Genomic DNA, 24,598 nt, shown 5'->3' on the forward strand with positions numbered 1-24,598 from the left:
TTAGTAATTTGATTTTATTTCACTGCCCATTCGTGCACACCCGTAGCATGTTCTGCAGGAAGTTGAATCAACATTTTTAACGCAGTAGTATTTACGGGTTTAAATTTGAGAACATTAAATCTGTCTTTACTGATTTCGTATGCTGTGGTTGTTTCTACCGGAAGCCACTGTTCGCCTTTTTTGTACAATAATTTATAAGAGACAGGTATACGGCAACCACCCCAGGGGCCATCATCATACCAGTAAACTTTCGATTCGCTTACCGTCTGTTCTGATGCAAAATCGTACTGAATATATTCAGTGGTATTCTTAGCTGGCCACCAGTGTAAGTATGGGAAATTGGTGTCTTTAGAATCTGCAGGTTCGTATTGATCTTTTATTGCAGAAAACATTCTTTTGTTTTTTAGAGATGCGGATACTGTGCTTCTACTGGCAATTGTCGCTGCTGGTTTTGGTCTTGCTGCTGATTTTTCGTAAGGTATCCAAACGGTCATTTCACTAGGCCCCCTGTTTGCCCACGCATAGTAGGGAATGGCTTTCACATCTTGATCAACAGTTAAAAGACTATCGCTATTTAACTGTCTCTTTGTGCTTCGCCCGGGAATATTAATGACATCGACACCATTTAAAAGATTAGCATTGTATTGTGTGCTGGCAATAGCATTTTTGTCAATCATGATGTTCTGTACCAAACTATCTTTATTGTCTGGTCCTTCTAGGCAGTATACTATTGGGCCACGTTCGAGTACAAAACGGGAAACATCATCTTTTACGCTGCTATTGGCAATTACCTTATCGGTTTCCATTGGAAGAACAATTGAAATGCGATCGCCCTTTTTCCATTTTCTGGCTAACACGGCATATCCTTTTTCGCTGGTATAATCGGCCCGTTTTCCATTAACTGAAATGGTAACAGGTGTGGCTTTTTTATCTAGAAATGAATATAGATTCCCTGGAGAAGCTTCTTCTTTTGCCCATCCGGGTATCCTTAACCTCATAGTAAATTCTGCTGTTTTCTCCGGATTGATGGAAATGTCAACATTTCCTTTCCACGGGTAATCAGTAGCCTGAACCACTTCTACATTTGTAACGGCTAGTGCAACTTTACTGGTACTCCCCATATAAAGGTTTACATATAAATCATTTTGGTTTTGTGCATAAACATAACCTGGTAATGATGGTAAAAATCTGGCCATATTACTGATGCAACAGGCACAGCTTATCCAGGCGCTACGTTGGTGCTGGAACATTGATGCCAGTGGATTTGGATAGAAAAATCGATCTCCGCTCAATGAAACGCCAGATAATAATCCATTGTATAATGTTCTTTCCAAAATATCAATGTATTTAGAATCTCCATGTAAAAGAAACATTCTTTCGTTCCAATAAACGTTGCCAATAGCTGCACAGGTTTCGGCATAGGCAGACATGTTTGGAAGTTGGTAGGCCTCACCAAAAGCTTCACCAGCACCGGTAGCACCAATGCCACCAGTGATATATAGTTTTTTATTTACAACATCTTCCCAGATATCATCTATTGCCGATAGATATTTGGTATCTCCGGTTAATGCAGCAATATCGGCCATTCCGGTATACATATATGCTGCACGGACTGCATGTCCAACGGCTTCATGCTGATCAACAACATGTTTGTGTGCTTGATTGTAAGAATCTCCGTTTGGCCCTCTAACATCTAAAAAGAACTTAGCCAGATCTAAGTATTTCTTATTGGAGGTAACCCGGTACATTTTTGATAACCCAATTTCAACAATCTGATGGCCGGGGTAAGCCTCAATCTTGCCCGGACCAAAAGTTTTTACCAGAAGATCAGCATTTTTAATCGCAATATTTAACAAAGATCTTTTGCCGGTTGCTTGATAATGTGCTACAGCTGCTTCGTAAAGATGGCCTGCATTATAAAGCTCGTGGCTCAGTATTTCTTCTTTCTCCCAGCGGTTTGCACCAATCCATTCATGAGGTTTTTTTGCATTAACAGTTCTAAAAGTAAAGAGGTAGCCATCTGGTTCCTGTGCGCCACCAATAATTGTAATTAAGGTATCTATATATGCGGCGAGTTTCGGGTTGGCTTTATTTTGTATGGAATAAGAAGCGCCCTCTATTGCTTTATAAACATCGGTATCATCAAATGGAAATTCACTCATCTTATCGCCGGCAATTTTTTTTCCTGCGCGAAGGAAGTTATCCATTCTTCCATTGGCTTTACATTGTGCAATTACATATGGAATGGTAACACTGGCATTAACTTCCATTTTTGGCTGCCAAAAATTATCCTGGACATGAACCTTTGTAAATGCCACTGGCTGAATGGGGTAGTCTTTTGTCTGTGCGGAAACGCAAACAGAAGTAGCCGCAAGGAAAAGGCTGACCACTACAATTTTATTGTTTTTTAATCTCATGTTTTTATGGTTATTACTTATTTTAATTGAGATGTAAAGCGCTCAATGTCTTAATGGATAAGTTCGATCTATTAAGGCTATACTATACTTAAAGAGGATAATGGCTGAAATGATTTCTTGTTCAACTTTGTTTTTTTATTAGGTCAAAAAAGCGGCTTTCTTTTTTGAACCAGCTGTTTTAACACTAAAATCGTTATCCTTAAAAAAGAGGACCCAGATGGTTTTATTTCCAACCTGGGCCTCATCATCAACGACCTAACTAGGGTTTTTTTGTAATAGTGGGTATTTTTATAGTTACAGTATAGCTGCCTGCAGATAATGCCTTAAAACCAAAAAATACCGGATTTGCATTCCTGTTTTCTACCGTAAACCGTGCGGGGATGCGGTAATAATTTCCTGTTCCGTTATTACCATCCTTAATCGGGAAACCGTTTGGCAGATCTATAAACTCCCATTCGAGTGCAGTTGTTGTTCTTACCACAGGAAAATATGGGTTCATTTGCGAAAAATTACCTCTATCTCCCCTGGTGATTACCTGTCCGGCGGAAGGATCAAAGGCAGCGCCATTTTTGTCTAAAAACACAAACCTGATCTTGTTAGGTCCCTTGTTGTCGTAAGTAACGGTTACGGGCAGATTTACCCTATCGCTGAAACCTGTTTCTGCATCAGGATCAGATGTGGTAACAAACGGCCCGTCATCAAGGGCAAAATATGCCTTGGGTAATAGCTGTATCCTGCATGCATTTAAAATCTGGCGGGTACCTTTGATGTTGCTTACCTCAACATCGATTACATAATTTCCAGTGGAAACAAATGCTGTTGCCTGGGAGAGGGATATTCTTCCCCCAATCTCGCTGATCTCTAACGGTAAAGCAGGTTTGAGCACGATTTTTTTGTTTACCAATGCAACGGTTGAATCTGCACTGGTAATCTGACCGAGAAACTGTTTAATGGTAAACTCTTTTGTCATTTCTGGTGCTGGCTGCCCGGTGTCTGCGTTTCTGATAGCAAGAAGTTTAACCTTCACCGGCCCCGTGGTTCCGTCTAATTCAAGCGCGTTGGAATTTGTTACATTTCCCTGGGTAGCAATTAAAGGGTTCGGACTGTAATACATATAGTCGCTGATGAAACCCTTTTCCACCTTTTTACAGCCAAATAAAATGCCGGTCAAAGCTAGAACAGATATGGATGAAATTAATAATATTTTCTTCATGGTTGTACCTATTGTGATTCCCCGTTAGAATCTGATGAATGTATGGTTATTGCTTAGCACATGGAGCATGCCGCCCGATGATGGTTCGATATCAGTTGTCTGGCACTGTGCTTTAAGATCTACGTTTGGATCATTGGGCTGGGCAACAACATTTGGCGGATCCAGGGTACCCCTGACCTTTATATAATAGAGATAATATATTGGTGCAGATGACCAGGATTCGGCTGGCTTTGGCTGCAAAATCCTTTGGATTGCTGTTTGCGTATTTGCTGCATTATTCACAATGGTTGCCTGCAGCGGTGCTGTCATTAATGTTATCCTTGACTTTGAAATGTAAATCCTAAGCGAATCAGCGTTAATATCCTTATACATATCGGTTAGATTATAGTTATTGTTTTCATCAATACGTCTGACAGAATCTCTTTTTATTTTCAGATAACTGTTGATGGAATAGTTGGTCGGGGCAAAAAAAGTTGCAGCACCATTTACTTCCTCTTTCATATTATAGTGATCAATCACCATAACCAGCGTGTCAAACAAGTGGTATTTGTGCTGTTTGAGATAATCATATGTTGTTAGTGAGGTTTTGCCAACACTTAATCCGCCTTCTGTCAGGTATTCACTCTTCTTACAGCCTGTAAAATATGCAAGCCCTAGGCTGCATATTATAAAATACAACATTTTATTTTTCATTATTTTACATCTTTGAGCTCCAGAAAGGAGTTTGTGTTAACTTTTTGTTTATAACCATTAACGCAGGGTCTATCGGCCAATAATATTTACCGGCATCAAAATCACTTTTGCTCATTTTATCATCACCGAATTTAATAATACCGGTTTTTCTCCCAAGTCTGACCAGGTCATAAAAACGGTGCCCCTCCAAGAAAAGTTCTCTTCCCCGCTCGTCTATAATAGCTTCAAATAAGTTCGCATTTGTCCCATTCCAAGCGCCTACACCAGCTATCTCTCTAACTTCATTTAGTACGGTTCTGGATTGATCAAACTGGTTTAACGCCGCAAGTGCCTCTGCTTTTAACAGCTTTATGTCTGCAAGCCTAAAAATGATGATGTTATTGTGAGCAACCGGGGTAATTACGTTTTGGCCATTAACGTAGGTAATATTAGCATACTTGATACAGATCGGATCTGTTGAATTTGTCAGTGCGAAAGCATTGGAATACCGCTCATCGTCCGGGTCATCGAAAAGGTTCTTTAACGTAATCGTATTAAGCGGAAAAATTGCATTTCCGGTATTTGTGGTCAAGTATGGACTTTTCAAAGTATAATTTGCAATATTGAAGACATTTCCTTCGTTCTCTCCGCTCTGAGCAATCTCAAAAATGCCCTCAGTAGACTTACCTTTGTATATGTTTAGATAACTATCCCTGCTTACATATTGATAAAAATTTTGGGCGATAATCTTGTCTGCGGTTAAATTACAGTTCTGGTAATCGCCCTGCCACGCATAAATATGTGCCAGAAGGGCATAAGCTGAACCTTTGTTGGCCCTAACGGCCCTATTTGTTGCGTTCGCATAATCCCAGCTCAACAGACTTATAGCCATGTTAACATCACTTAAACACTGCGCTAAAACTTCAGATGCTTTGTTGCGTGGAATATCAACGGCATCTGCAATCGCCCCGGTCTGCGTTACCAGGGGAACATCTCCCCAGATTCTGGTCATATAGAAATAATTGAATGCCCTTAAAAAATAGGCTTCACCCAATAGGTTGTTCTTTGATGTAGAAGAAGAAAATTTATCGTCTGGTATGGTTGGGATAAACTTGATACAGCGGTTGACCTGATCTATAGCACTATAAAAGCTATCATACCTTCTCATCTGCATCATTGGATCTCCTGTTTCTGCAGCTGCAACAGCTATCGACCACCTTATTGTGGAAATGTTGTCGAAACGATAAGAAGTCACTGAAGTGAATTCATCGGTTGGCAGATCGCCATAGGCATAAAAAGCAAGTCCATTTGCCTTATTCAAGGTTTTTCTCAATAGTGCATAACCTCCTGCTATACCCTTGTCCGCATCGTTCTCATTTTTCCAAAAGGTAATATCGGTAGATGTGCTGATGGGTTTTTCATCAAGAAACTTCTTGCATGAAGTTGCTATGCTCAATCCGATTGCACAGCATATATATATTGTTAGTCTTTTCATTGTAGTAATGTTTAAAATGTTAAATCAATGCCGAATGTGTACTTCTTAGGAATGGGATAGTCGTTTCCTCCGGAATAGCCATCCACTCCCACAGCTTCCGGATCAGGCACAGTAGATTTAGACCATACTTTTACATTGTCCATCACACCGTAGAACCTGATCATGTTCATGCCTATTTTTTTTGTGAATTTTTGAGGCAAAGCGTAACCCAGCCTGATGTTTTTGATACGTAAGAAGCTTGCATTTTCGACGTACATGCTCTGGCCAATGTGCCATTTATCTACAGTATTGGTTATGAGTCCGGGATATTTGGCAATATCTCCCGGTTTAGACCAGAAATCCGAAACATTAAAGTTTGATGCCGGTCCAGATCGGGGCCCCCAATAGAAGTATGGATCCGATGTTCCGGCATCCTGAAATTTGTCTGAAAGATAACCATTGCGTAGGCTGCGACCTGAAATGAAAGTGACCAGAACATCAAGAGAAAAGCCTTTATAAGAAAATGAATTGTTCATACCACCTGTAATATCCGGATTTGGGTTTCCATATGATACATAGTCATTATAATCGATGTTGTAATCTCCATTCTGATCTGCCCTTGCCGGATCACCTGCACTATATTGTGCCCCGCCGAAGTGGGTAATCCGCTTGCCTGTCTTCGGGTCTACAGGAACATCGGCGTCTGTTGAATAGATACTTTTAACGTCCCAGACCTTATAGGTGAACAGAGGTTCGCCAACGCTCAATGTTTGTTGTAGCCAGGGTGGCCCGAAAGTGAAATCTCTTCCCCCGTTTGGCAGTTTGGTAATATAATTATCGTTGTAGGCTATATTGAAGTTGGTTGTCCATTGAAATTTTGAAGCCGGACCGAAATTTCTCGTAGTTAAAGTTAACTCAACACCCGAATTGCGCAGATCAACATAGTTGTTTGAGATTTGGGAATATCCGCTGGTAAGCGGTACGGCCACCTGGAATACCTTGCTTTTAGAGTCCCGGATATAATAATCGGCTGTTAAGGTTATCCGGTCCTTAAACAGTCCCAAATCGATTCCCGCATTAAACTGTGGACTTCTTTCCCAGCTAATCGAACTGGCCGAAGCTGCCCCGTAATAATCTGGGTATAATACCTGTGTGCCATTATAGGTATTCTGGAAGCCACCTACACCATTTGCCAGTACTGATGTTGGATAACTTGCATCACCTATTAACGATTGGTATTGGGCATAATAGGCTCCGGGATCATTGCCGGTTACTCCATAACTGGCCCTAAGCTTTAAATAGGAGAGAATATTCTTTACCGGGGAGAAGAAACTTTCCTCAGATGCATTCCACCCTGCCGATACCGATGGAAACGAGCCCCAACGGCTATCAGCACTGTATCTTGAAGATGCATCGGCACGGTAAACGGCCTGTAACAGGTATTTTCCCTTGTAATCATAGACAAAACTTCCCATCCATGATAAACGGGAGCGTTGCTGGATATCATTGCTTACAAACAAATTTGGGCCGGCGGCTATGCCTGTAACCGTTTTTACTGCATCCGAATTTCCTATGCTGGAGCTGTAGGTGTTATTGAGTATGTTTTTTTCCATTCCCTGTAGCAGGACAATGTTAAAGTTATGCCCGCTCTTCAGTGACTTGTAGTAGTTCAATGTGTTTTCCAATTCCCATCGGTTAGTTTGATAGATATATCCATAAGCTTCATTCTGGCCGCTGGAACTTAAAAGATTTGGTTTAAAATAGCTTCTTGTATTATTGTTTACATTGTACGATATCGTGCTTTTTAAGTTTAAGCCAGGTATAATGGTGTATTGAGCCATTGTATTACCGTTCAGACTGGTGGTTTTATCGTCGTCCCTGAGTTCATCATATCTGCCGGTATATAATGCCTGTTCTGTAGGACCGATACTCCAAAAGGATGAGGGAAAGCCCCAGGTAGTGAATGGGTATTTGTTTTGGTCACCTTGACCATGCTTGGCCTTGGTTAGGCCGACAAAAAGATTTGTCTGGATCAACAGTTTTTGGGTAGGTGATACCTGAAAGAACAGGCTGGGCGTAACCCTGTTGATATCATAACCTTTCATTACCCCTTCCTCAAAATAACGGTTGAAAGAGAATCTGTATGAATATTTATCCGTTGCTGCTGCTATGCTTGCATCAATATTGCTGATGTTTCCCGTTTGAAGAAATAATCCCTGCCAGTCTGTATTGTTGTTGAAGGCAGTATTTAAACTGTCGGTCAACATCATATTCAGATTTTTGAGCCGGTCATACGATGCGTTACCTCCATAGAGTAAGTCCATTTTCAATCTTCTCTCTGCAGTACCTGTCTGGATAGGCTTCAATGCCGGTTTATTGGCAATTCCAAAATAGCTTGAAATTCTAATCTGAGGTGGCGCGCCGGCTATGGCCCGTTTGGTCTTAACAATAATAACGCCGTTGGCAGCCCTGGCACCATAAACGGCTGAAGCAGATGCATCCTTTAGTACGTCAACAGATTCGATGTCGTTGGGGTTGATCGCCTGCAAGGGACTGCTCCCATAGGCTGACCCAATGTCATTTACATCATAGATCACGCCATCAATAACGTATAACGGTGAGCTGCTTTGACCTAAGTTTACGTTGCTTGCACCACGGATGTTAACAATGTTGTTTCCTCCAGGTTCGCCTGAGGTACTTAAAACGGTTAATCCCGCAACCCTTCCCTGTAGCATTGCATCAAAAGTAGAATAAGGCGTGTTTTCAAAATCTTTTCCCTTTACAGACGAGATTGCTCCAGCGGTCTTTCTTCTCTGGATGTTCTGATACCCTATGGCAACCACCTCATTCAGGGAATTGTTATCTTCCGCAAGCTCAATACTTATGGCTGTCTTGCCTGCAACAGATATTTCTTTTGTCTTATAGCCAACAATGCTGACCGTCAAGATCGAAGATCCTTCCTTTAAGGTTAACGAGAAGTTTCCCTTAATATCAGAAGAGGTCCCATTAGTTGTACCCTTTTGTTTAATAGATGCCCCGGGTATGGGCCCGTTTTTCCCATCAGTTACCGTACCGGTAATTTTGGTCTGTGCAAAGGTAAGAAAAGGCATAATCAGAAATATAAGGATGCCTAATAACTTACCCCACCTCAAAGTAAAGTTTAATTTCATTAGCTTAATTGATTAGTTTATTAGTTTATTAGTTTTTTGGTTAGTTTAAGCGTCGTTATAACGTTTATAAATTTAGCCATTAAAAGTGTTCAGTCGTAATGATTATTTTACCTGATTTAGATCACTTTTTAACCGAAATGTAGAATAATGCCCTTTGCAAAAGGTATAGTTATCACTAAGTTAGATTTCGTTCTAGATTTATTGATGAGGAATGGTCATCGGGAAATGTTAAAAAAAATCCCATTTTATGAATGTTCTGATTGTTAACCTCTTGAGATTATTCAAATGTACACTGGTCTACAACTTTTGCATATACCAGGGCTAGTTTTGCCGTCATTTTAAAGGCATTAGTATTTATAGCGCAAATTATATAAAGCCCCGATCAAAATTTTATATTGATAAAGGTTACAGGATTTTCTGTTGATGGGCGACGGTAATAAGCTCAGCAACATTTTTAACCTCGAACTTTTGGATCAGGTTCCGCCGGTGGGTATCAACGGTCAAGGGGCTGAGAAAGAGTTCATTTGCGATAACCTGGCTTGTTTTTCCCTGTGCGAGGAGGCTCAGGATCTGTTTTTCTCTCCTGGTGAGCTGTGGCGCACTCCGCAGTTCATTTTTGGTTGGGCGGCTGATGATCTCCATGACTTCACGGCTATAGCAGATATTTCCCTGTACCGATTCGGAAATACATTTCCGGAGTTCATCCAGTGAGCTGTTTTTTAACAGGTATCCGCTTGCTCCGTTCTGGATGGTCTGCATAATGATGCTCCGTTCTGTGTGGTTGCTGAGGATGAGTATGATGGTATTCAGGGATACTTTCTTAATCATCTGGCAGAGTTCCATACCATTGATATCAGGCAGGGTCACATCCAGCAGCACCAAGTCGACCCGGTTGGTCTGGATATAGTGGAGCAGGTCTGTCCCGTTATGGAAGCTACCTACGATTTTTAGGTTGTGTTCATTTTTCAGCAGGGTCCTGAGCCCTTCAACAACGATCGGGTGATCGTCGACTATTACAGTAAGCAATTTATCCATCGGCTCTGGTTTTTAGTTCTATATCGATTTCTGTTCCTTCGCCTAAGGCGGAGTGGAGCTCAAATTTCCCCTGCAGAAATGCTACGCGGTTTTTCAGGTTGTCAAGGCCCATCCCTTTTTTGCCTTTCAGGGATGCTGTATCGAAACCTACTCCGTTGTCTTCAAATGTAATAAAAACGGTGTCTTCATTTTGACTGCACTGCAAAAGGATATTGCTTGCCCCGGAATGTTTGAGGGCATTTGAGAGGAGTTCCTGCAGTATGCGGTAGATATTCAGCTGTACGTTCATTGCAATATCCCCGCGGAAGCCAAAGGTTTCAGCGGTGATCTTCAGGCCGTCGCGCATGTAGAATTCGCACAGGTCCTTGATGGCCACCTCCAGTCCGAACTTAAGCAGCGTATCAGGGACCATATTACGGGCAATGCGGCGCAGTTCGCTCACTGAACTGTCCAGCTGCCCAATAATCCGGTTCAGGTCGCGGTCTTCCGAGAGCCCGGCCCTGGTATCGCTCCAGCCGGAGAGTCCTATTTTTACCCCTGCGAGCATGCCACCAAGGCCATCATGAAGATCTCTTGCCACCCGCTCACGCTCGAGCTCTTCGCCGTCCAACATCGCCTTTGTCACCTTTAGCTGCTGCTTTTGTTCCAGCTCGCTCATCTGACGGCGGTAATTGATTTCGCGCTCGGTGGCGAGCTTGCGCCTGGTTCGGGAGCTAAACAAAACTCCAATCAGGAGCATCAAAAGAAAAAAGCACCCGGTTCCAAGTAATAGTTTGTACAGCCTGTCATTGCGAGAGGCGAGCAGTGCCGCTTTATTCTGCGCCTGAAGGGCTGTGATTTTCTGCAGGTTTTCCGCGCTGCGGTATTTGGTTTCGAGCTCATTGATCTTAACTTTGGTCTGATTGGCATTGATGCTGTCATTCACATCCCGTGACCTGTCCATCCACTGCAAGGCTCCTTTGTAATCCCCTAGCTTTTCGCTTACTTTGGCCAGTTCTGAATAAATTTCTGCCCTATCATTGATCTTGGCCGTCAAAGTTCCTTCCCTTACAATATCCAAGAGGACCCGCCGGGCCTGGTCATATTTTTTCTGCTGGCTGTAGATATTATATCTGAGGAAAAACAACTGGCTATAAAGTTGTTTCTGATTAAATTTTTTAGCTAACAATGTCCCCTCATCCACACTTTTCAGCGCTTTACCGTAAGCCTCGGTGGTTGTATAATAAAGCGCCTCATTATAGTAATAAAGTGTATAGTTGAGTGATTCCGGGTGCGGTTTTAAAAGTTTTTGAGCCTGTTGGAGCAGTTTCCATGCCCTTAATGGCTGCTTGTCGTAGCAATGGATGCTTACCCCAGAAAGATAGGCGAAGAGCAGATCGGTTAGTTGCTGCCGTTCGCTTTCCAGGATCCCGATTGCCTTTTGGTTGTAGTCGGCAGCTTTTGAAAACTGATAGTTGTTCATTAAAATGGTGGATAGCTGGTTATAAAAATAGGCAAGTAAGGCTGGCTTTCCAGCTTTCTCTGCATTAGGAATAGCCTTTTCGAGGGTTATCGCCGTTAAAAAATCATATCCCTGCTTATCCACATTCATCAGGCCATAATTATACCAGGCAGCGGCAAGTTTGGCATAGGCTTTTTTTGTTTTGAAGGCTGAAAGCGTCTGGGTTGCTTTTTTAAAGGCCACTGATGCTTTTTCTTTATTCCATGCAAAATAGTACTGGCCCTGATAGAAACTTGAAAGTGCATTCAGATAAGGATCTTTGCCCGCGACCTTTCTGGCTGCCTGCAGATAAGATTTGCTCTTAATGGTATCCTTGAATTTCCAGTATTCCACCAGTTCGTAATTGGCAATGGCCTTGGCGCTGTCGGGGCTTTTTTGCGTTAATACCTGTTGCAGGCTATCCAGATGATGCTTTTCGTCCAATGGTACCTGCTGCTGGCTGAATCCATTGTATCTGAAAGCCTGGGATATCAGTAGTAGAAGAATTATTTTTTTCATGCTTTATCCATCGCTGCCCGGTCGGCTGTACGATCTTAAACAGCCTTCCAAGTTGTCTGTAAATATCAAAATTTAATCTGCAACCCATCTGTATTTTTCTTTCAACAATAGAAAATACCTAAAAACCAGTAGAAAAAAAACGGCAAAAGGTGGTATTCCTTTTGGCCCATACTTATAATAGCTTTGCCCACATACCTTGAAACATATATACCATGAAAAAACTAAGTTTTAAAGATGTGCTCCGATCCATCGCATTCCCCCGGGATCACCTGTCTTTTTTCAGTAAGCTGCTCTATCTGGTCATTATTGCCTTAAGTTTATCTGCCTGTAAGAAGGATGGGGGAGGCGGTGAGCTAACCGGAGATTATTATTTCAACGCCAGACTGGATGGGCGCAAGATCGATTTCCATACCGTGAATTTTCAGGGAAGCGGTGCCGACGGCCGCTTTGAGCATATCGTTGTCGGCGGTTATGAAACATCTTATCCAACTTCAGGTGGACCGGTACCTCCATCGCTGGACTTTGAAATCTGGAAACTTGGCGGCAATATCACACCAGGCAGCTATGCTACACCTGCCGAGCAGAAAATGATTGCACGTTATGCTGTGCAGAAGTCGGATGGAACGCTGTTGTACAATACTTCCTTTGCGAACGACATTTTCACGCTGAAAATAGAATCCATTAGTAAAACAGGAATTAAAGGCACTTTTTCTGGTACGCTAAGAAATATGGCAGGCCAGTCGATCAGCGTGAGCGAGGGGTCGTTTAACCTCCCTTATAAAACAATTGTCAACCCTTAAACATGATAAGATGAAAACTACAAAATATTTTATTGCATTCGTTTTTACCATCTCCGCTGGGCTTCATGCTGCAGCGCAATATAAAGAGCCTGAGAAAAAAGATAAAATTGAAGCCATTTATCCGGAAGTCGTTTTTGATTCGCTACAGGCAAAAAAAATGCTCTCAAAAGGCACCGCCGTCATCAAAGGCGTAGCATTTACCAGGCAGAAACACCCGCTCGGATATAGCGTTCCGCTTTCGCCCAGAATACTCGCTAACAACATGACAGTAGTACTTTTGCCGGTAACGCCTTATTTTGAAGACTGGTATAAGCTTCGTAAAGAAAAGGAGAATACCAGAAAACGACGCTTTGTGTATCTCTCCAAAGATGCATACCGCTACAGGCTCGAAGCGGTCACCAATAGCGACGGGGAGTTCACCTTTCCCGACATGAAGCCTGGAAGGTACTTTCTGCAGGGAATGCTGGATTATACCCTTAGGGGCTCATATAATGCCTATACAGGTACCGGTTACAATAATTATGGCGGGCAGACCGATTATTATCAGAAAAAAGAGTATTCCAAAAATATCCAGGACCGGATCGAGGAGTTTGTGGAGATAAAGGAGAACGGAGAAATACTGAAGGTAAAGTTGCATTAAAAATAGGTGCCGCGGTAAGTAACGTTAGGATTTCAGCGCTGAAAAAATAAACTATTGGTTTTTTTCGCTATGAAGCTTGAGATAAGTTCAATTGTGGTGTTCCGGAGAAACATTTTAGCTGTAACCACTTTTATTTCCAGTGCGTCTAAGAGTTGAATATAAAAATCATATGAAAGTGTTTAAATACCACCCAAGCCTGCTATGCGGGTTGTTCTTTATCCTTGGATCCTTTGGGATACTCAAGGCCCAAAACCTCCAGCACGGCATTGACAGCCTCATCTTAAAAGAATTCTCTGACCCAAATGGTCCGGGTGCAGTTTTTATGGTCGCCCATGGCGGGAAACCAGTCTACGAGAAAACTTTTGGCAAAGCAAATCTGGAAGTAGGCAATGATCTCAAGGCTGAAAATGTCTTCGAGCTGGGCTCGATGACCAAGCAGTTTACTGCGGTGGCGATTCTCATGCTAGAACAGCAGGGGAAATTACAGGTCACCGATCCCCTTTCTAAGTATATAGCAGATTATCCCGGAGGGAAGGCAATCACCATACATCACTTGCTTACCCATACCTCGGGAATAAAGGATTTCACCAAAATGAAAACACTATCAGAGATTGCCCAGAAGGAAATGACACCTAAAATGATGGTGGATTTTTTCAAAAACGAGCCGGTGGATTTTGCGCCAGGGGAAAAGTTTGAGTATAACAATTCCGGTTATGTGCTTTTAGGCTACCTCATAGAACTTATTTCTGGGGAAAGTTATGAGGATTTTATCCAAAAGCATATCTTCGAAAAGTTGCATATGGATAACTCCCGATATGCCAGTGACCGGCTTGTCATTGTTGACAGGGCCTATGGCTATCATAAGAAAACATCGGGCTATGTAAACAGGACAGCTATCAGCTTCAGTGTTCCTTTTGCTTCAGGGTCTTTGATGTCAACAACAGGCGATATGCTAAAATGGCAAAATGCACTGAACCAAAACCTGTTGCTAAATGTACAGGAAACAAAAAAAGCATTCAGCACTTATAAGCTTAACAATGGCGAAACCTTTGGCTATGGCTACGGATGGCACATCAGGAACATCAGCAAAGTACCCACGCGGGAACACGGCGGAAGCATCTTTGGCTTTAAAACCATGGCGGTATACATTCCCTCTGAAGACATTTACGTTATTGCGATGAGCAACTGCGACTGTAATTCGCCAACCAAGGTTACTGGAGAGATTGCAGCACTGGCCCTCAAACAATTCGGGAAGAAAAGTCCCGGCACTCAGTAGCTGGACCAACTTGATTAACTGGTTGAATTTAATATCATGACAATACAATCAGGCACTCAGATTAAAACTTAAACCTTTGATATGAAAAGAACATTTTCAATTTACCTGTTTTTTTGATGGTAGGACTACATTCCATCTATGCACAGGAGATACCGTTTGCAGACAGCGAGCTTTAAAATCCAAATTAAAGAATATCATGGATAGCGTAGTAAACCTAAACTCCCTTCAGATGAAATCAAAACCGGATAGCTCCGACTGATAAAGGAAAAATCGCGTGGGGATATAGATAAAATGTGCAAATATAAATCAAGGTATTAAAAACACTTTTAGATATTTTAGAGAAGTTTAAACATGATGAAAAAAATCTTGCTTTTATTATTTCTTTTCGCCGGTAATGCCGATATCCATGCACAGCGGGTACTCGAGCCTGACACTAAATCACACCCGGAATGGTCTAAGCCTATTGCTCCTTTTAAAGTTGCAGGCAACCTCTATTATGTAGGTACTGCAGATCTGGCTTGTTATCTTATCGTTACCACTGAAGGAAATATCCTCATCAATACAGGTCTTGCCGCCTCAGCTGCACTCATCAAATCAAACATCCAGGCACTGGGATTTAGTTTGGCGGATACAAAAATCCTGTTGACCACGCAAGCGCACTATGACCATGTGGGTGCCATGGCCGAAATAAAAAAGATAACAGGAGCCAAAATGATGGTGGACTATGCCGATGCCCAGGTAATAGCTGACGGGGGAATTTCCGACTATGATCTAAAAGGCGATGTTTGCGTATTTGAACCGATAAAAGTAGACAGGGTTCTTCGCGGAGGGGATAGCATTAACCTGGGTAATACGAGTCTGGTTATGCTTCATCATCCCGGCCATACCAAGGGCTCCTGCAGTTACATTTTTAATCTCTGGGAGAATGGAAGAAAATACAGGGTGCTAATTGCCAATCTGCCAACTATTCCGACAGATAAAAAGTTTTCCCAGTTAAGTGCCTACTCCAATATAGCCAGAGATTATGCCTGCACACTGAAGGCTATGAGAAAAATCAAATTCGATATTTGGGTAGCATCACATGGCGTTCAGTTCAGTCTTCTCGAAAAGGTCCGGTCAGGTACTTCTTATCCGAAGGCATTCATTGATAAAAAAAACTATTATCGCTCAATAAAGGAACTACAAAAGGATTACAAACAAAAGCTTAACGAAAATTGACTTGTATCCTACAGGCACTCAACCCGGCTAGTGCTCTGGGGGCATAAAATCAATCCACATCTAAAAGAACGAACAATGAATAAGACCTTTTTTGCTGTTTTATTTCTCTTTATGGCATTCTTGCCATGTGCCTACGCCCAGCAAGCTAAGATGCTGAAAGATGCTAAACCGGAAGGTAAGACAAAATCCATTGCGCTGACAAAGGAAAAATGGCATTGGGGAACTGCAAACAAACAAAATGAATCTGCAGGTTATGCACAGGTAATCAAGTGCGGCAACACGGTTTATATTTCCGGGATACCGACAAGCGATCTCAGTGCAATGGGCGTCCGTGAGCTCTATAAATCCCTTTCCCAATGTCTTACCGCTTTTGGTGCAACACCTGGAGATGTGGTTAAAGAAACCCTTTACACAACAGATATAGAGGAAATGAAAAAATATAACCAGGAACGGAAAAACTTTTATAAAGGAGATTTTCCGGCAGCAAGCTGGGTGCAGGTAAGCAGGCTTTACGAAAGAGAGGCCAAGCTGGAGGTTGAGCTGATCGCTGTGCTTGGAAATGCTCAGTAATGGTGCTGATTTCCATTATAGCCATTGTTAAAGATTGGTTAGAATAGACATATCTCACTTCCAATATCACTGGTAAATTAACTCGAGGGATCTGCAGCTCAGGTCTCAAAGTTATCCAGTTGCACAATATGGATCTTAATAAGCTGTACGGCCAGTGGTTCATCATCGGCCTAAAGACACTTTATTTTCATCAGTTAATTTGTTTTTATCTTACACCAAGCTCAATTGTAAATAAAGCTACAAAGATATTGTTATGGGCAGAAACGATTAATTTATGTCTTTCTCCTCCCGTCCGTCGATGGATAGGCGGATTTTTCAGTTGTTTGCATGTTTTTTAGCTATAAACAGTTATATCCTTTAAACTACGCTCTCTGTCTTCAAAACAAACCTATTCATCGCCATTTTAAGTTATGAAAAACGTCATTCGCTACTTTTGACCCATTGAAAGGCTGGTAACCGAACGGTTCTGGACTTTTAAAGAAAAAAACAGAAATATGAAAATAGTCTTTGAACTAAAAATACTCGCATTACTATTCTGCAGCTTAATAACTTCTGGTCTGCTTGCTCAGGAAAAGCCTGAACTTCAGAACCTGAGTGCAAAGAAACTTGATGCTATTATTCAAAAAAGCATTGATGAATCGGGAATGGTAGGGCTCAGTGCCGCCATTATCGTAAAGGGAAAGATTGTCTGGATGAAAGGTTATGGCTATGCCAATAAGGAACTCAAAAAACCTTTTACCCCAAACACCATCATCAATATTGCATCAATCACCAAGACTATTACCGGCGTATGCGTTTTGAAGGCGGTTGAAGAGGGTAAGTTATCCCTTGATGCTGACATCAATACTTACCTGCCCTTTAAGGTTATCAATCCTTATTTTCCGGATGAAAAGATAACCCTCCGAAACTTGGGTACGCATACTTCCGGTATAACAGATAGAAGCCCTGTTTATGAAGATTCTTATTTTTACGGCGGGGATTCCCCGGTCTCTCTGGAAGCTTTTTTAAGAAGCTATTTCGATGTTCATGGTCAGCTTTATTCAAAAGATAATTTTTTAAACCACAGACCGGGCACGTTTTGGGAGTATTCCAATATCGCGACTGGCCTGGCCGGTTATGTAGTAGAAAGGGTAACAGGACAGGCATTGAATGAATATAGCAGGAAGAATATTTTTAAACCGCTCGGTATGAAAAATACCGGATGGTTCAGTACCGAGATAAATATGGCTGCTCATTCCAAAGGTTACGATAAACAGGGTGACACCTTAAAACTAATTCCATATTATGGGCTGCCCACCTATCCGGACGGAGGCGTGCGCACATCGGTAAGTGAACTCTCTAAATATTTTATCGCCCTGCTCGCGGATGGTCAATATCAGGGAAAGCGTATCTTAAAGAAATCCTCTGTTGATTCCATGCAGCATTTTCAGTTCTCGCCTGGCCATAAGCCAGAAAATATGAACCTGTCAAATAAAAATGCAGGCATATTCTGGGCCACCAAGGATGGAGGTACAAAAATCGGTTATGGCGGAACCGATCCGGGGGTAAAAACAGAGATGCTGGCAGACCTTGATAAAAAGGTTGCTGTTGTACTCTTTTCCAATACCACCTTAAACAGTAGCGATTTTATGAAATACTATGTGGGTGTCTTTAATGAGCTGTTCAGGTACGGGAGAGCATTGAATGCTGATGCTAATAAAAAGCAGCGGTAGTAAATGAATGTAGATATGGTTAATGATAATGATACCTGCTACATTTTGAAACCATTTTCTTTTGGATTATTTCTATAAAAAAATAAATGAAAAAATTCGGGTTAGCTTTCTTCTTATTTATTGCCGGTTTTTCAGCACAGGCGCAGACCTATAAACCCGTTACCAGCAAAAACAAAACATATCTTGCGAGCGTGAAAGGGCTGTCTTATTCCTATAAAAATGGAACAGTAACACTGAAAAATAACGGCAGTTACGATCTTGGTACAGTAAGTATAATTGCCTCATCCACGGCAGATACCACCTTGTTTGGAATTGCCCTGTTTGAAGATGGGCTCGGCAAAGGCCAGACCGAGAGAGCCAAAGTTTATTTTACTACAGGTCAGGGAAAAGGTACCTATGAAATTCCGCTATCTGAGATAGATCAAAAACATCTTGTTTTCTCTTTCGACAAAGCGGTTAGGGCAAAGCCATAGTTGTTTGCTTTCTCATAGTATGTATTTTATTTTAAATCTTTACTGAAACTGGATCTCCTTGGCAAAACTGGCTAATTACATTATAAATTTCTTATGTTAAACGAGGGGGTTGAAACTAGGTTAGTCTTTTAACTTTATTAAATCCACTCTCCGGTTTTTTGCTTTATTTTCTTCTGTTGTGTTGCTTACCAGTGGCTTTTTGGAGCCGAAGCCGTTTGATATGAGTCGGTCCTCAGCAATACCTTTTTTAATTAACGCAGAGCGGACTGCAGCAGCTCGCTCTATTGAAAGGATCAGATTCCTTTCTTCATTTCCTTTATTATCGGTATGACCATTGACAGCAATTTTCAAGCTCATATCGGCATTGAGTACTTTGTAGATTTCTTCCACTGCGATTTGTCCTTCAGGCTTTAAAGATGATTTGTCGGTGTCAAAGTTGATATATAGGACGGCTTTTCCGTCGTGATCTAATTGTTGTTTAATTTCGTCCGCTTTAATCAGTGAGATCGTCTGATGAAAACTTCCTTTCTCCGCAATTTGTATTGCGCCACTTGTACCGGTGGTTTGTAGCTGTATATAAACTATATCGCTATCTGAACGTTTGATCACATAGGTTTTAATAGGGATATTGCTCCAATAATCAAAAGACCCTTCATCACCACTTTTCAGATTATCTTTTCCTACACGGTCAACTTCCTCTTTAGCTACTACTCCTTCAGCTATTTTTACTCCTCCTAAACCTATAATCATATCTTCATAGCTTTTATCTACATAGAATTGTTGCCACTCTTCGCCATCAGCAGTTTGTATGTATGCGCTAAAAGATGGCCCCTCAACAGGAGTCAATATCCCATTGATTGGGACATATGTTTGATCAAAGTCTTTTTTCTTCCCGCCTCCGTTAATGTAAATAGTTTTTTTAGGGGCTGAAAAATAGGGAAATACACCAAGATCGTTTTTAGTTACTGGAATGTTGCGAATATCAAACCCTTGCTTTTCGATAGGTTGTGCTTTGCTCGAATCTGCGACTGGGTTTTGAACAGTATCAGCAGATTTACTTTGTTTGTTGCCTGGACTTGAACAGGAAACAACCAGTAATGTGAATAACAGGAAATAAACTATTTTTTTCATAAGGATGTATTGTAATTTCAACGTATTAACTGTTAAAGAGGATGCCCATCAATTGACCGGCGATGTGTATTGCATCTTTCGAATATTTATAGATGGGTGAGGATTGCTGAATTTTCATTTCTTCAGGACTTGTTTTTACGGCTTCTACTTTTTTAAAGCGGTACACAATGGCCATATGCTCATCCGTCGTATAGAAAATTTTCAGTTTCATTATCCCGTCTTTTTCATTGATATATAAGGGGTTTAAAAAGTTGACTGATGAGGTCATCTGGTCTGAAGACCAAACCTCTATCTTCGCCACTGTAAGAGAATGGGATACTTGCTGGTGATTGACTGTGGTATTTGCATTCTTTAAGGTATAAATGCTTTTTTTGCAGATGAAGCCAGCGATGTTCTCCCTAATAGGCGTTTTTTGTATTGCATAGTCTTCACTCCTTATCGTAGATTGAATACCTGCTTTACCGAGCTCATTTTTTTGATAGGTGAAGGTGATTTTTTGGTTTTTCTTATCCTGTGTACTGATAAAAAAGGTGCCGCGCCCTGACTTATCATCTACTGAATTTTCGCCATGATAAGTTAAAGCATCAAACTTCGCAGTTGCCGTACCAGGCTTTAGGAAAATGAATGATTTCCATGGTAATAACATGAGGTTGAGAAGCATCATGGGATTTTTATTTTTGATGGCTTCAAATTCTAACTTTGTTTTGGAGCTGGATAGTTTGATAGCATTTTCAAGCTGTTTACGGACATTTCCCTGTTTAGGTTCTATACTTCGGAAAATTTCCCCCAGTGATGTTCCGGTTATGTTAATTTCGATCTCTATTTTACCTTCGGTGAACTTTTGAGAATTATCAAGAGCAGCACTTTGGTCTTTTCTCTCCGATACTGGCTTTTTACTAGCATTAGGAGTGGTGCAGGAACTGATGGTCAACAAGTAAAATATAAACACAGGTAATTTTTTCATAACTGTTGGTTCATGTCTAATGGTGAATTATCGCGATATTCAAAAGATGTTCTATATAATTTAAACTGTATTCTGATCCTAACTGTCATTTCAGTAGGATTTGCACAAAATTATTTCGGCAGCACGTGCCATACAATACCTGTTTGCGTGGGATTATTCCTACTGGTTTTTAGGTATTTTGTGCCTGTGGAATGATTTTAAGCCACATTAATTGCTATAATTGTGGTGTAGTCTTGTTAAAGTTTAAAATTTATAATTGTGGCAATATCTGCAGCAGATTTATTTACATAACCTGATATAAATGCCAAAAAAATATACGCTCCTTCTTTTAATATGATGGTGTAGGCTTTGATATTGGAAGCCTGAAAGTAAAAGAAGGAATGGGGATAAGTAACATCAAAACGAGGGTAGCATATTTAGGCGGTGAATTAGAATTTATTTCGAGTGACAATGGACAAGGAACCAATATTAATATAGAATCAAAAGTTACCGTTTAAGTTGACACAGTCTATAAGACATGCTTAGGTGCGGAAACAATTTTTATACTTTCTGCCAATTGGCAATTGTTTTTCGTCAGCTAAGAACACAAATTGTGAATTATGCGATTTTACCCTTTTCTCGTGAACAATATACGATTTGTGGATTCTTACAAAGCCTAATCTTTCATTTTTCTCCATAAAATCAGACAGTCGCTGTAAAACCATATATTGTTTAAAGCGTGTGATGATTTTTAGGTATTCTCCAAAACCTTCAATCCATAAGATATCTTTTGTTGGAAGTTTGTTTACCATATAATCCGATTTAAAAACCAGAAAATCGCTCTCCTGATCAAGCCCGGTAAATTTTAAATAATCGGTTGCTTTTTGAATGGCTTTCAAAAAACGTTCAGGAAATACTGGCTTAACCAAATAATCAATTACATCCATGTCATAAGCTTTTGCCGCGTGGATCGGATCAGCAGTGATGAAAATGCATAGCTTGCCCTTCGGCACCAGTCCAACCATTTCTGTACCAGAAATTCCGGGCATTTCGATATCAAGAATAAGTAGATCTACTTCATCCATTCGCTCGTAAATAACAGCCTCCGTTGGATCTAGAAAACAGGCCAGTAGCTCAATTTCGTCAATCGACGCACAATACTTGCTGATCAGATCCAGCGCCGGAGCTTCATCGTCAACATAAATTGCTTTTATGGGTTTCATATGCTGATGATCAGTTTAGTGAAATAAGTAGTTTCGTTTTGTTCAGTTTTCATCTCGTACTTTTCTCCATATTCCTGATGCAGAATCATGGTTAAAACCTTAAGTCCCGCTCCACGGTAGTTGATGGCATCATCCTCGATCTTCTTTTCAGATATGGAATTTAAAATATTAAACTCTACTTCCGATGGCCTGAACAATAGCGTAGCTGCAATTTGTGCATGTTCATCTCTGCCCATAGCCGAATACTTTACGGCATTTTCAAAAAGTGTAAGGTAAATCGTAGGTGGAATTTCAACAACACTGGTAAGCTCACTTGAATCAAAATTCATGACCAGATTTAGCGCGCTGTTACTTTTCAATTGATAAAGTTTACCAAGCGCAGCAATCATCTGGAGTTCGCGCTCAACAGGGATCTTTTTTTTCTCAATTTCATAGGTGGTATATTGCATCAGGAGGCTCAACTGCTTAATTAAATCAGCAGAACTTCCATCTGTAGCATAGCTATGCGAGTAAATGTTATTGAGCGTGTTGAACAGGAAGTGTGGATTTATTTTAGATTTTAGAAGTTCCATATCTGCCTCTTTTTTTCTGATGCTAAGCGCCGATAACTCGCGCTCGGCAATGAGCTTGTATTTCGAAATGCTTTGCATAGAAGGCACGAGGATAATTATGGCCTGCATAAAATAGACCATTAAAAGGTATTTTCCATCTCCAGATCTAAAAGCGCTAAAAAGTTCTGGTTCAACCAATATTCTGATCAGGCTTGAAATTACAAATAGCGATGCGGTATAACGCACATATTCGCCATATCTGGCCTGCTGATAAAATTCCGGAACAAGTTTCTTAAAGCAGAGCAGGTAAACCGGAATATTGATTGATAGCATAAAGAGCATCGCCAGGGCAGCCTCCCCAATACTAAAGAAACTAAAATAGATGTAGCTGCTAACACCAGAAAAAGCAATCCAGAATAATATATGTTGCATGGTGATTACGCCTGGCCACCTTCCGTTCAATAGAAAATCCATCACCTTTTTTTCAAAAGAAATCCGGAGAATCAGGATAAGGAAGACTAAATTGATTAAAAGAATCATTGCAACTGTCTGGTTTCTGTAGTTCGCTTATAATTTCTGTCGTTTATTGATATAAATGTTTTCCAGCATCACTTATGTTCATCTTTAATATTCAGTTACATCTGTTTTTGTATCTGAATTAACCAAATATAAACATAGGATTCACTATTTCAATAAATAGGCAACAATCAACCATGGCGAACAAACCTGTTTTTTATAAAAAGAAAGGCGCTCCAAATCTTATGGTTCGGTTTTACCTCATCTGGGTAATCTGCAGCTTTTTTTTTAATTACGCATCCGCTCAGGAAAAAAAGCAGAACAAACCACTCGTTGCCTACCTCAATGAAGATAAGTCGCATTTTATAAAATTTTCGGGCTACGGACAGTTTTGGGCCAGGTATACGCAGTTAAACCCAGGGAGCAAGGTGAATGAAAGCCTAACCAAAAGTACTGCAGATCTTTCGTTACGAAGGTTAAGGATGAAAATGATCATTTATCCTATTGATAACCTGAGCTTGGTTTTTCAGGGCGGCACAACAAACTTAACCTATTTAAATGACAATGAAAGTGCCTTTGATCTGCTTGATGCGTTTGGGGAATATAAATTTAGCGGGAAGTTAAGTTTGGGTGCCGGCCGTTCCAATTGGAAGGGGCTTACACGGTTTGCCTCCGGACCTACGGCTACCTTACTGTATGATGTCCCTTTTTTGGATTTAGGAAATGTAAACCGCACTGATTTGACGCTACGCAACCTGAATATATTTGCAAAAGGCCAGTTCGGCAGGCTGGATTATCGTGTTATTCTGGCGAAACCTTATGTGCCATTAACCGCTAAGCCGGTTCAGAACGTTTCGGGCTTCAATAACCTTTCGGTGAAACCAAATCTATCTGCATACTTAAAATGGCAGTTTTTTGAGCAGGAAAGCAATGCGGGACCCACTTCTGCAGGGAGTTATCTCGGCAAGAAAAAAGTACTTGCCATTGGCATCGGGGCCGAATTACAAAAAGACTTGTTATGGCACCTGGCTGGTACCGATACTGTGCTGAATGATATGAAACTCTATAGCGCAGATGCATTTTTCGATACACCAATAAACCTTCAAAAAGGAACTTCATTTAATGTTTATGCAGCGGTTTTTCACCATGATTATGGACCTGGTTATATTCGGAACCTCGGAATTAACAACATTTCAAACGGCCTGGATGCCGCAACTGCCTCGTTTAACGGTGCCGGCAATAGTTATCCTGTGGTAGGGACCGGAAACAGTTTGATTTTTCAGACGGGTTTTACACTTCCTTATTTCAATCAGCAGAAAAAGAAAGCCAGGTTAATGCCTGCCATCGCGATTCAGTATTCTAAGTTCGAACGCTTGTCTGACCCTATGTTTACCTACGATTTTGGCCTTAGCCTATTGCTGAGAGACCATGCTTCCAAATTTGTTTTCAATGCCCAGAGCAGACCCATTTACACACTTCAGGGAACTGAGCTCAAAGTTTCTGAAAGGAAAATGATGTTTGTTCTCATGTACCATATCAATATAGATTAATAAAAACAGCGCAAC

At 41.0% G+C, this 24,598-nt stretch carries 19 protein-coding genes; 8 read left to right on the forward strand and 11 right to left on the reverse strand.

Going from position 1 to position 24,598, the window contains the following annotated elements; genetic code table 11:
• Nucleotides 1-14: 14 nt before the first annotated feature.
• From AC07VK_RS21935 to AC07VK_RS21965, 7 genes are all read right to left on the reverse strand, one after another.
• Nucleotides 15-2,417: a glycoside hydrolase family 127 protein gene (locus AC07VK_RS21935; protein WP_492959778.1), complete on the reverse strand. Its 2,403-nt coding sequence runs from the start codon at nt 2,415-2,417 to the stop codon at nt 15-17.
• Between the two features lie 259 nt (nt 2,418-2,676).
• Nucleotides 2,677-3,630: a hypothetical protein gene (locus tag AC07VK_RS21940; protein WP_492954978.1), complete on the reverse strand. Its 954-nt coding sequence runs from the start codon at nt 3,628-3,630 to the stop codon at nt 2,677-2,679.
• Nucleotides 3,631-3,654: 24 nt separating this feature from the next.
• On the reverse strand, nt 3,655-4,323 hold the full coding sequence (locus tag AC07VK_RS21945) for a hypothetical protein (RefSeq protein ID WP_494939829.1): 669 nt from the start codon (nt 4,321-4,323) through the stop codon (nt 3,655-3,657).
• A 4-nt stretch (nt 4,324-4,327) separates the two neighbouring features.
• Nucleotides 4,328-5,797: a RagB/SusD family nutrient uptake outer membrane protein gene (locus AC07VK_RS21950; protein ID WP_492959774.1), complete on the reverse strand. Its 1,470-nt coding sequence runs from the start codon at nt 5,795-5,797 to the stop codon at nt 4,328-4,330.
• A gap of 11 nt (nt 5,798-5,808) precedes the next feature.
• Nucleotides 5,809-8,946, reverse strand: a complete 3,138-nt coding sequence (locus AC07VK_RS21955) for a SusC/RagA family TonB-linked outer membrane protein (RefSeq protein WP_492959772.1) — start codon at nt 8,944-8,946, stop codon at nt 5,809-5,811.
• Nucleotides 8,947-9,351: 405 nt separating this feature from the next.
• Nucleotides 9,352-9,981, reverse strand: coding sequence for a response regulator (locus AC07VK_RS21960; protein WP_492959770.1), 630 nt, complete (start codon nt 9,979-9,981; stop codon nt 9,352-9,354).
• Entirely contained in the window at nt 9,974-11,980 is a 2,007-nt protein-coding gene (locus tag AC07VK_RS21965) for a tetratricopeptide repeat-containing sensor histidine kinase (RefSeq protein WP_492954983.1), read from the reverse strand. The genes AC07VK_RS21960 and AC07VK_RS21965 overlap by 8 nt, the downstream gene beginning before the upstream one ends.
• A 212-nt stretch (nt 11,981-12,192) precedes the next feature.
• Here AC07VK_RS21965 and AC07VK_RS21970 point away from each other — a divergent pair, with 212 nt between their 5' ends.
• The 7 genes from AC07VK_RS21970 to AC07VK_RS22000 all read left to right on the forward strand — a co-directional run bounded on the left by AC07VK_RS21970 (nt 12,193) and on the right by AC07VK_RS22000 (nt 18,669).
• Entirely contained in the window at nt 12,193-12,780 is a 588-nt protein-coding gene (locus AC07VK_RS21970; protein WP_492954984.1) for a hypothetical protein, read from the forward strand.
• A 10-nt stretch (nt 12,781-12,790) separates the two neighbouring features.
• Nucleotides 12,791-13,420, forward strand: a complete 630-nt coding sequence (locus AC07VK_RS21975; protein WP_492954985.1) for a carboxypeptidase-like regulatory domain-containing protein — start codon at nt 12,791-12,793, stop codon at nt 13,418-13,420.
• Nucleotides 13,421-13,589: 169 nt separating this feature from the next.
• On the forward strand, nt 13,590-14,696 hold the full coding sequence (locus AC07VK_RS21980; protein ID WP_492959768.1) for a serine hydrolase domain-containing protein: 1,107 nt from the start codon (nt 13,590-13,592) through the stop codon (nt 14,694-14,696).
• A 354-nt stretch (nt 14,697-15,050) separates the two neighbouring features.
• A complete protein-coding gene (gene bla / locus AC07VK_RS21985; RefSeq protein ID WP_492959855.1) occupies nt 15,051-15,914 on the forward strand; it encodes a subclass B3 metallo-beta-lactamase in 864 nt (287 codons plus the stop codon).
• Nucleotides 15,915-15,989: 75 nt separating this feature from the next.
• Nucleotides 15,990-16,484, forward strand: coding sequence for a RidA family protein (locus AC07VK_RS21990; RefSeq protein WP_492959766.1), 495 nt, complete (start codon nt 15,990-15,992; stop codon nt 16,482-16,484).
• A gap of 494 nt (nt 16,485-16,978) precedes the next feature.
• Nucleotides 16,979-18,196 carry a serine hydrolase domain-containing protein gene (locus AC07VK_RS21995; RefSeq protein ID WP_492959764.1) on the forward strand — a complete coding sequence of 406 codons (1,218 nt, stop codon included), beginning with the start codon at nt 16,979-16,981 and terminating at the stop codon, nt 18,194-18,196.
• An 86-nt stretch (nt 18,197-18,282) separates the two neighbouring features.
• The gene (locus AC07VK_RS22000; protein ID WP_492959762.1) at nt 18,283-18,669 is read left to right on the forward strand and encodes a hypothetical protein; all 387 of its coding nucleotides are present in this window, start codon (nt 18,283-18,285) and stop codon (nt 18,667-18,669) included.
• Nucleotides 18,670-18,789: 120 nt separating this feature from the next.
• Here AC07VK_RS22000 and AC07VK_RS22005 read toward each other — a convergent pair whose 3' ends face one another.
• The 4 genes from AC07VK_RS22005 to AC07VK_RS22020 form a co-directional block, all read right to left on the reverse strand.
• On the reverse strand, nt 18,790-19,800 hold the full coding sequence (locus AC07VK_RS22005; RefSeq protein WP_492959760.1) for an OmpA family protein: 1,011 nt from the start codon (nt 19,798-19,800) through the stop codon (nt 18,790-18,792).
• A 25-nt stretch (nt 19,801-19,825) separates the two neighbouring features.
• Nucleotides 19,826-20,764 carry a hypothetical protein gene (locus AC07VK_RS22010; RefSeq protein ID WP_492954992.1) on the reverse strand — a complete coding sequence of 313 codons (939 nt, stop codon included), beginning with the start codon at nt 20,762-20,764 and terminating at the stop codon, nt 19,826-19,828.
• 521 nt (nt 20,765-21,285) lie between these two features.
• Nucleotides 21,286-21,966 carry a LytR/AlgR family response regulator transcription factor gene (locus tag AC07VK_RS22015; RefSeq protein WP_492954993.1) on the reverse strand — a complete coding sequence of 227 codons (681 nt, stop codon included), beginning with the start codon at nt 21,964-21,966 and terminating at the stop codon, nt 21,286-21,288.
• A complete protein-coding gene (locus AC07VK_RS22020) occupies nt 21,963-22,991 on the reverse strand; it encodes a sensor histidine kinase (RefSeq protein ID WP_492959758.1) in 1,029 nt (342 codons plus the stop codon). Before AC07VK_RS22020 ends, AC07VK_RS22015 begins: the two co-directional genes overlap by 4 nt.
• 239 nt (nt 22,992-23,230) lie before the next feature.
• Between AC07VK_RS22020 and AC07VK_RS22025 the strand changes: the two genes are divergently transcribed.
• Nucleotides 23,231-24,583 (forward strand): hypothetical protein, encoded by a 1,353-nt coding sequence (locus AC07VK_RS22025; protein WP_492959756.1) that lies wholly within the window; start codon nt 23,231-23,233, stop codon nt 24,581-24,583.
• Nucleotides 24,584-24,598 lie beyond the last annotated feature (15 nt).

The organism is Pedobacter sp. GW821-FHT01D05 (assembly GCF_059422505.1).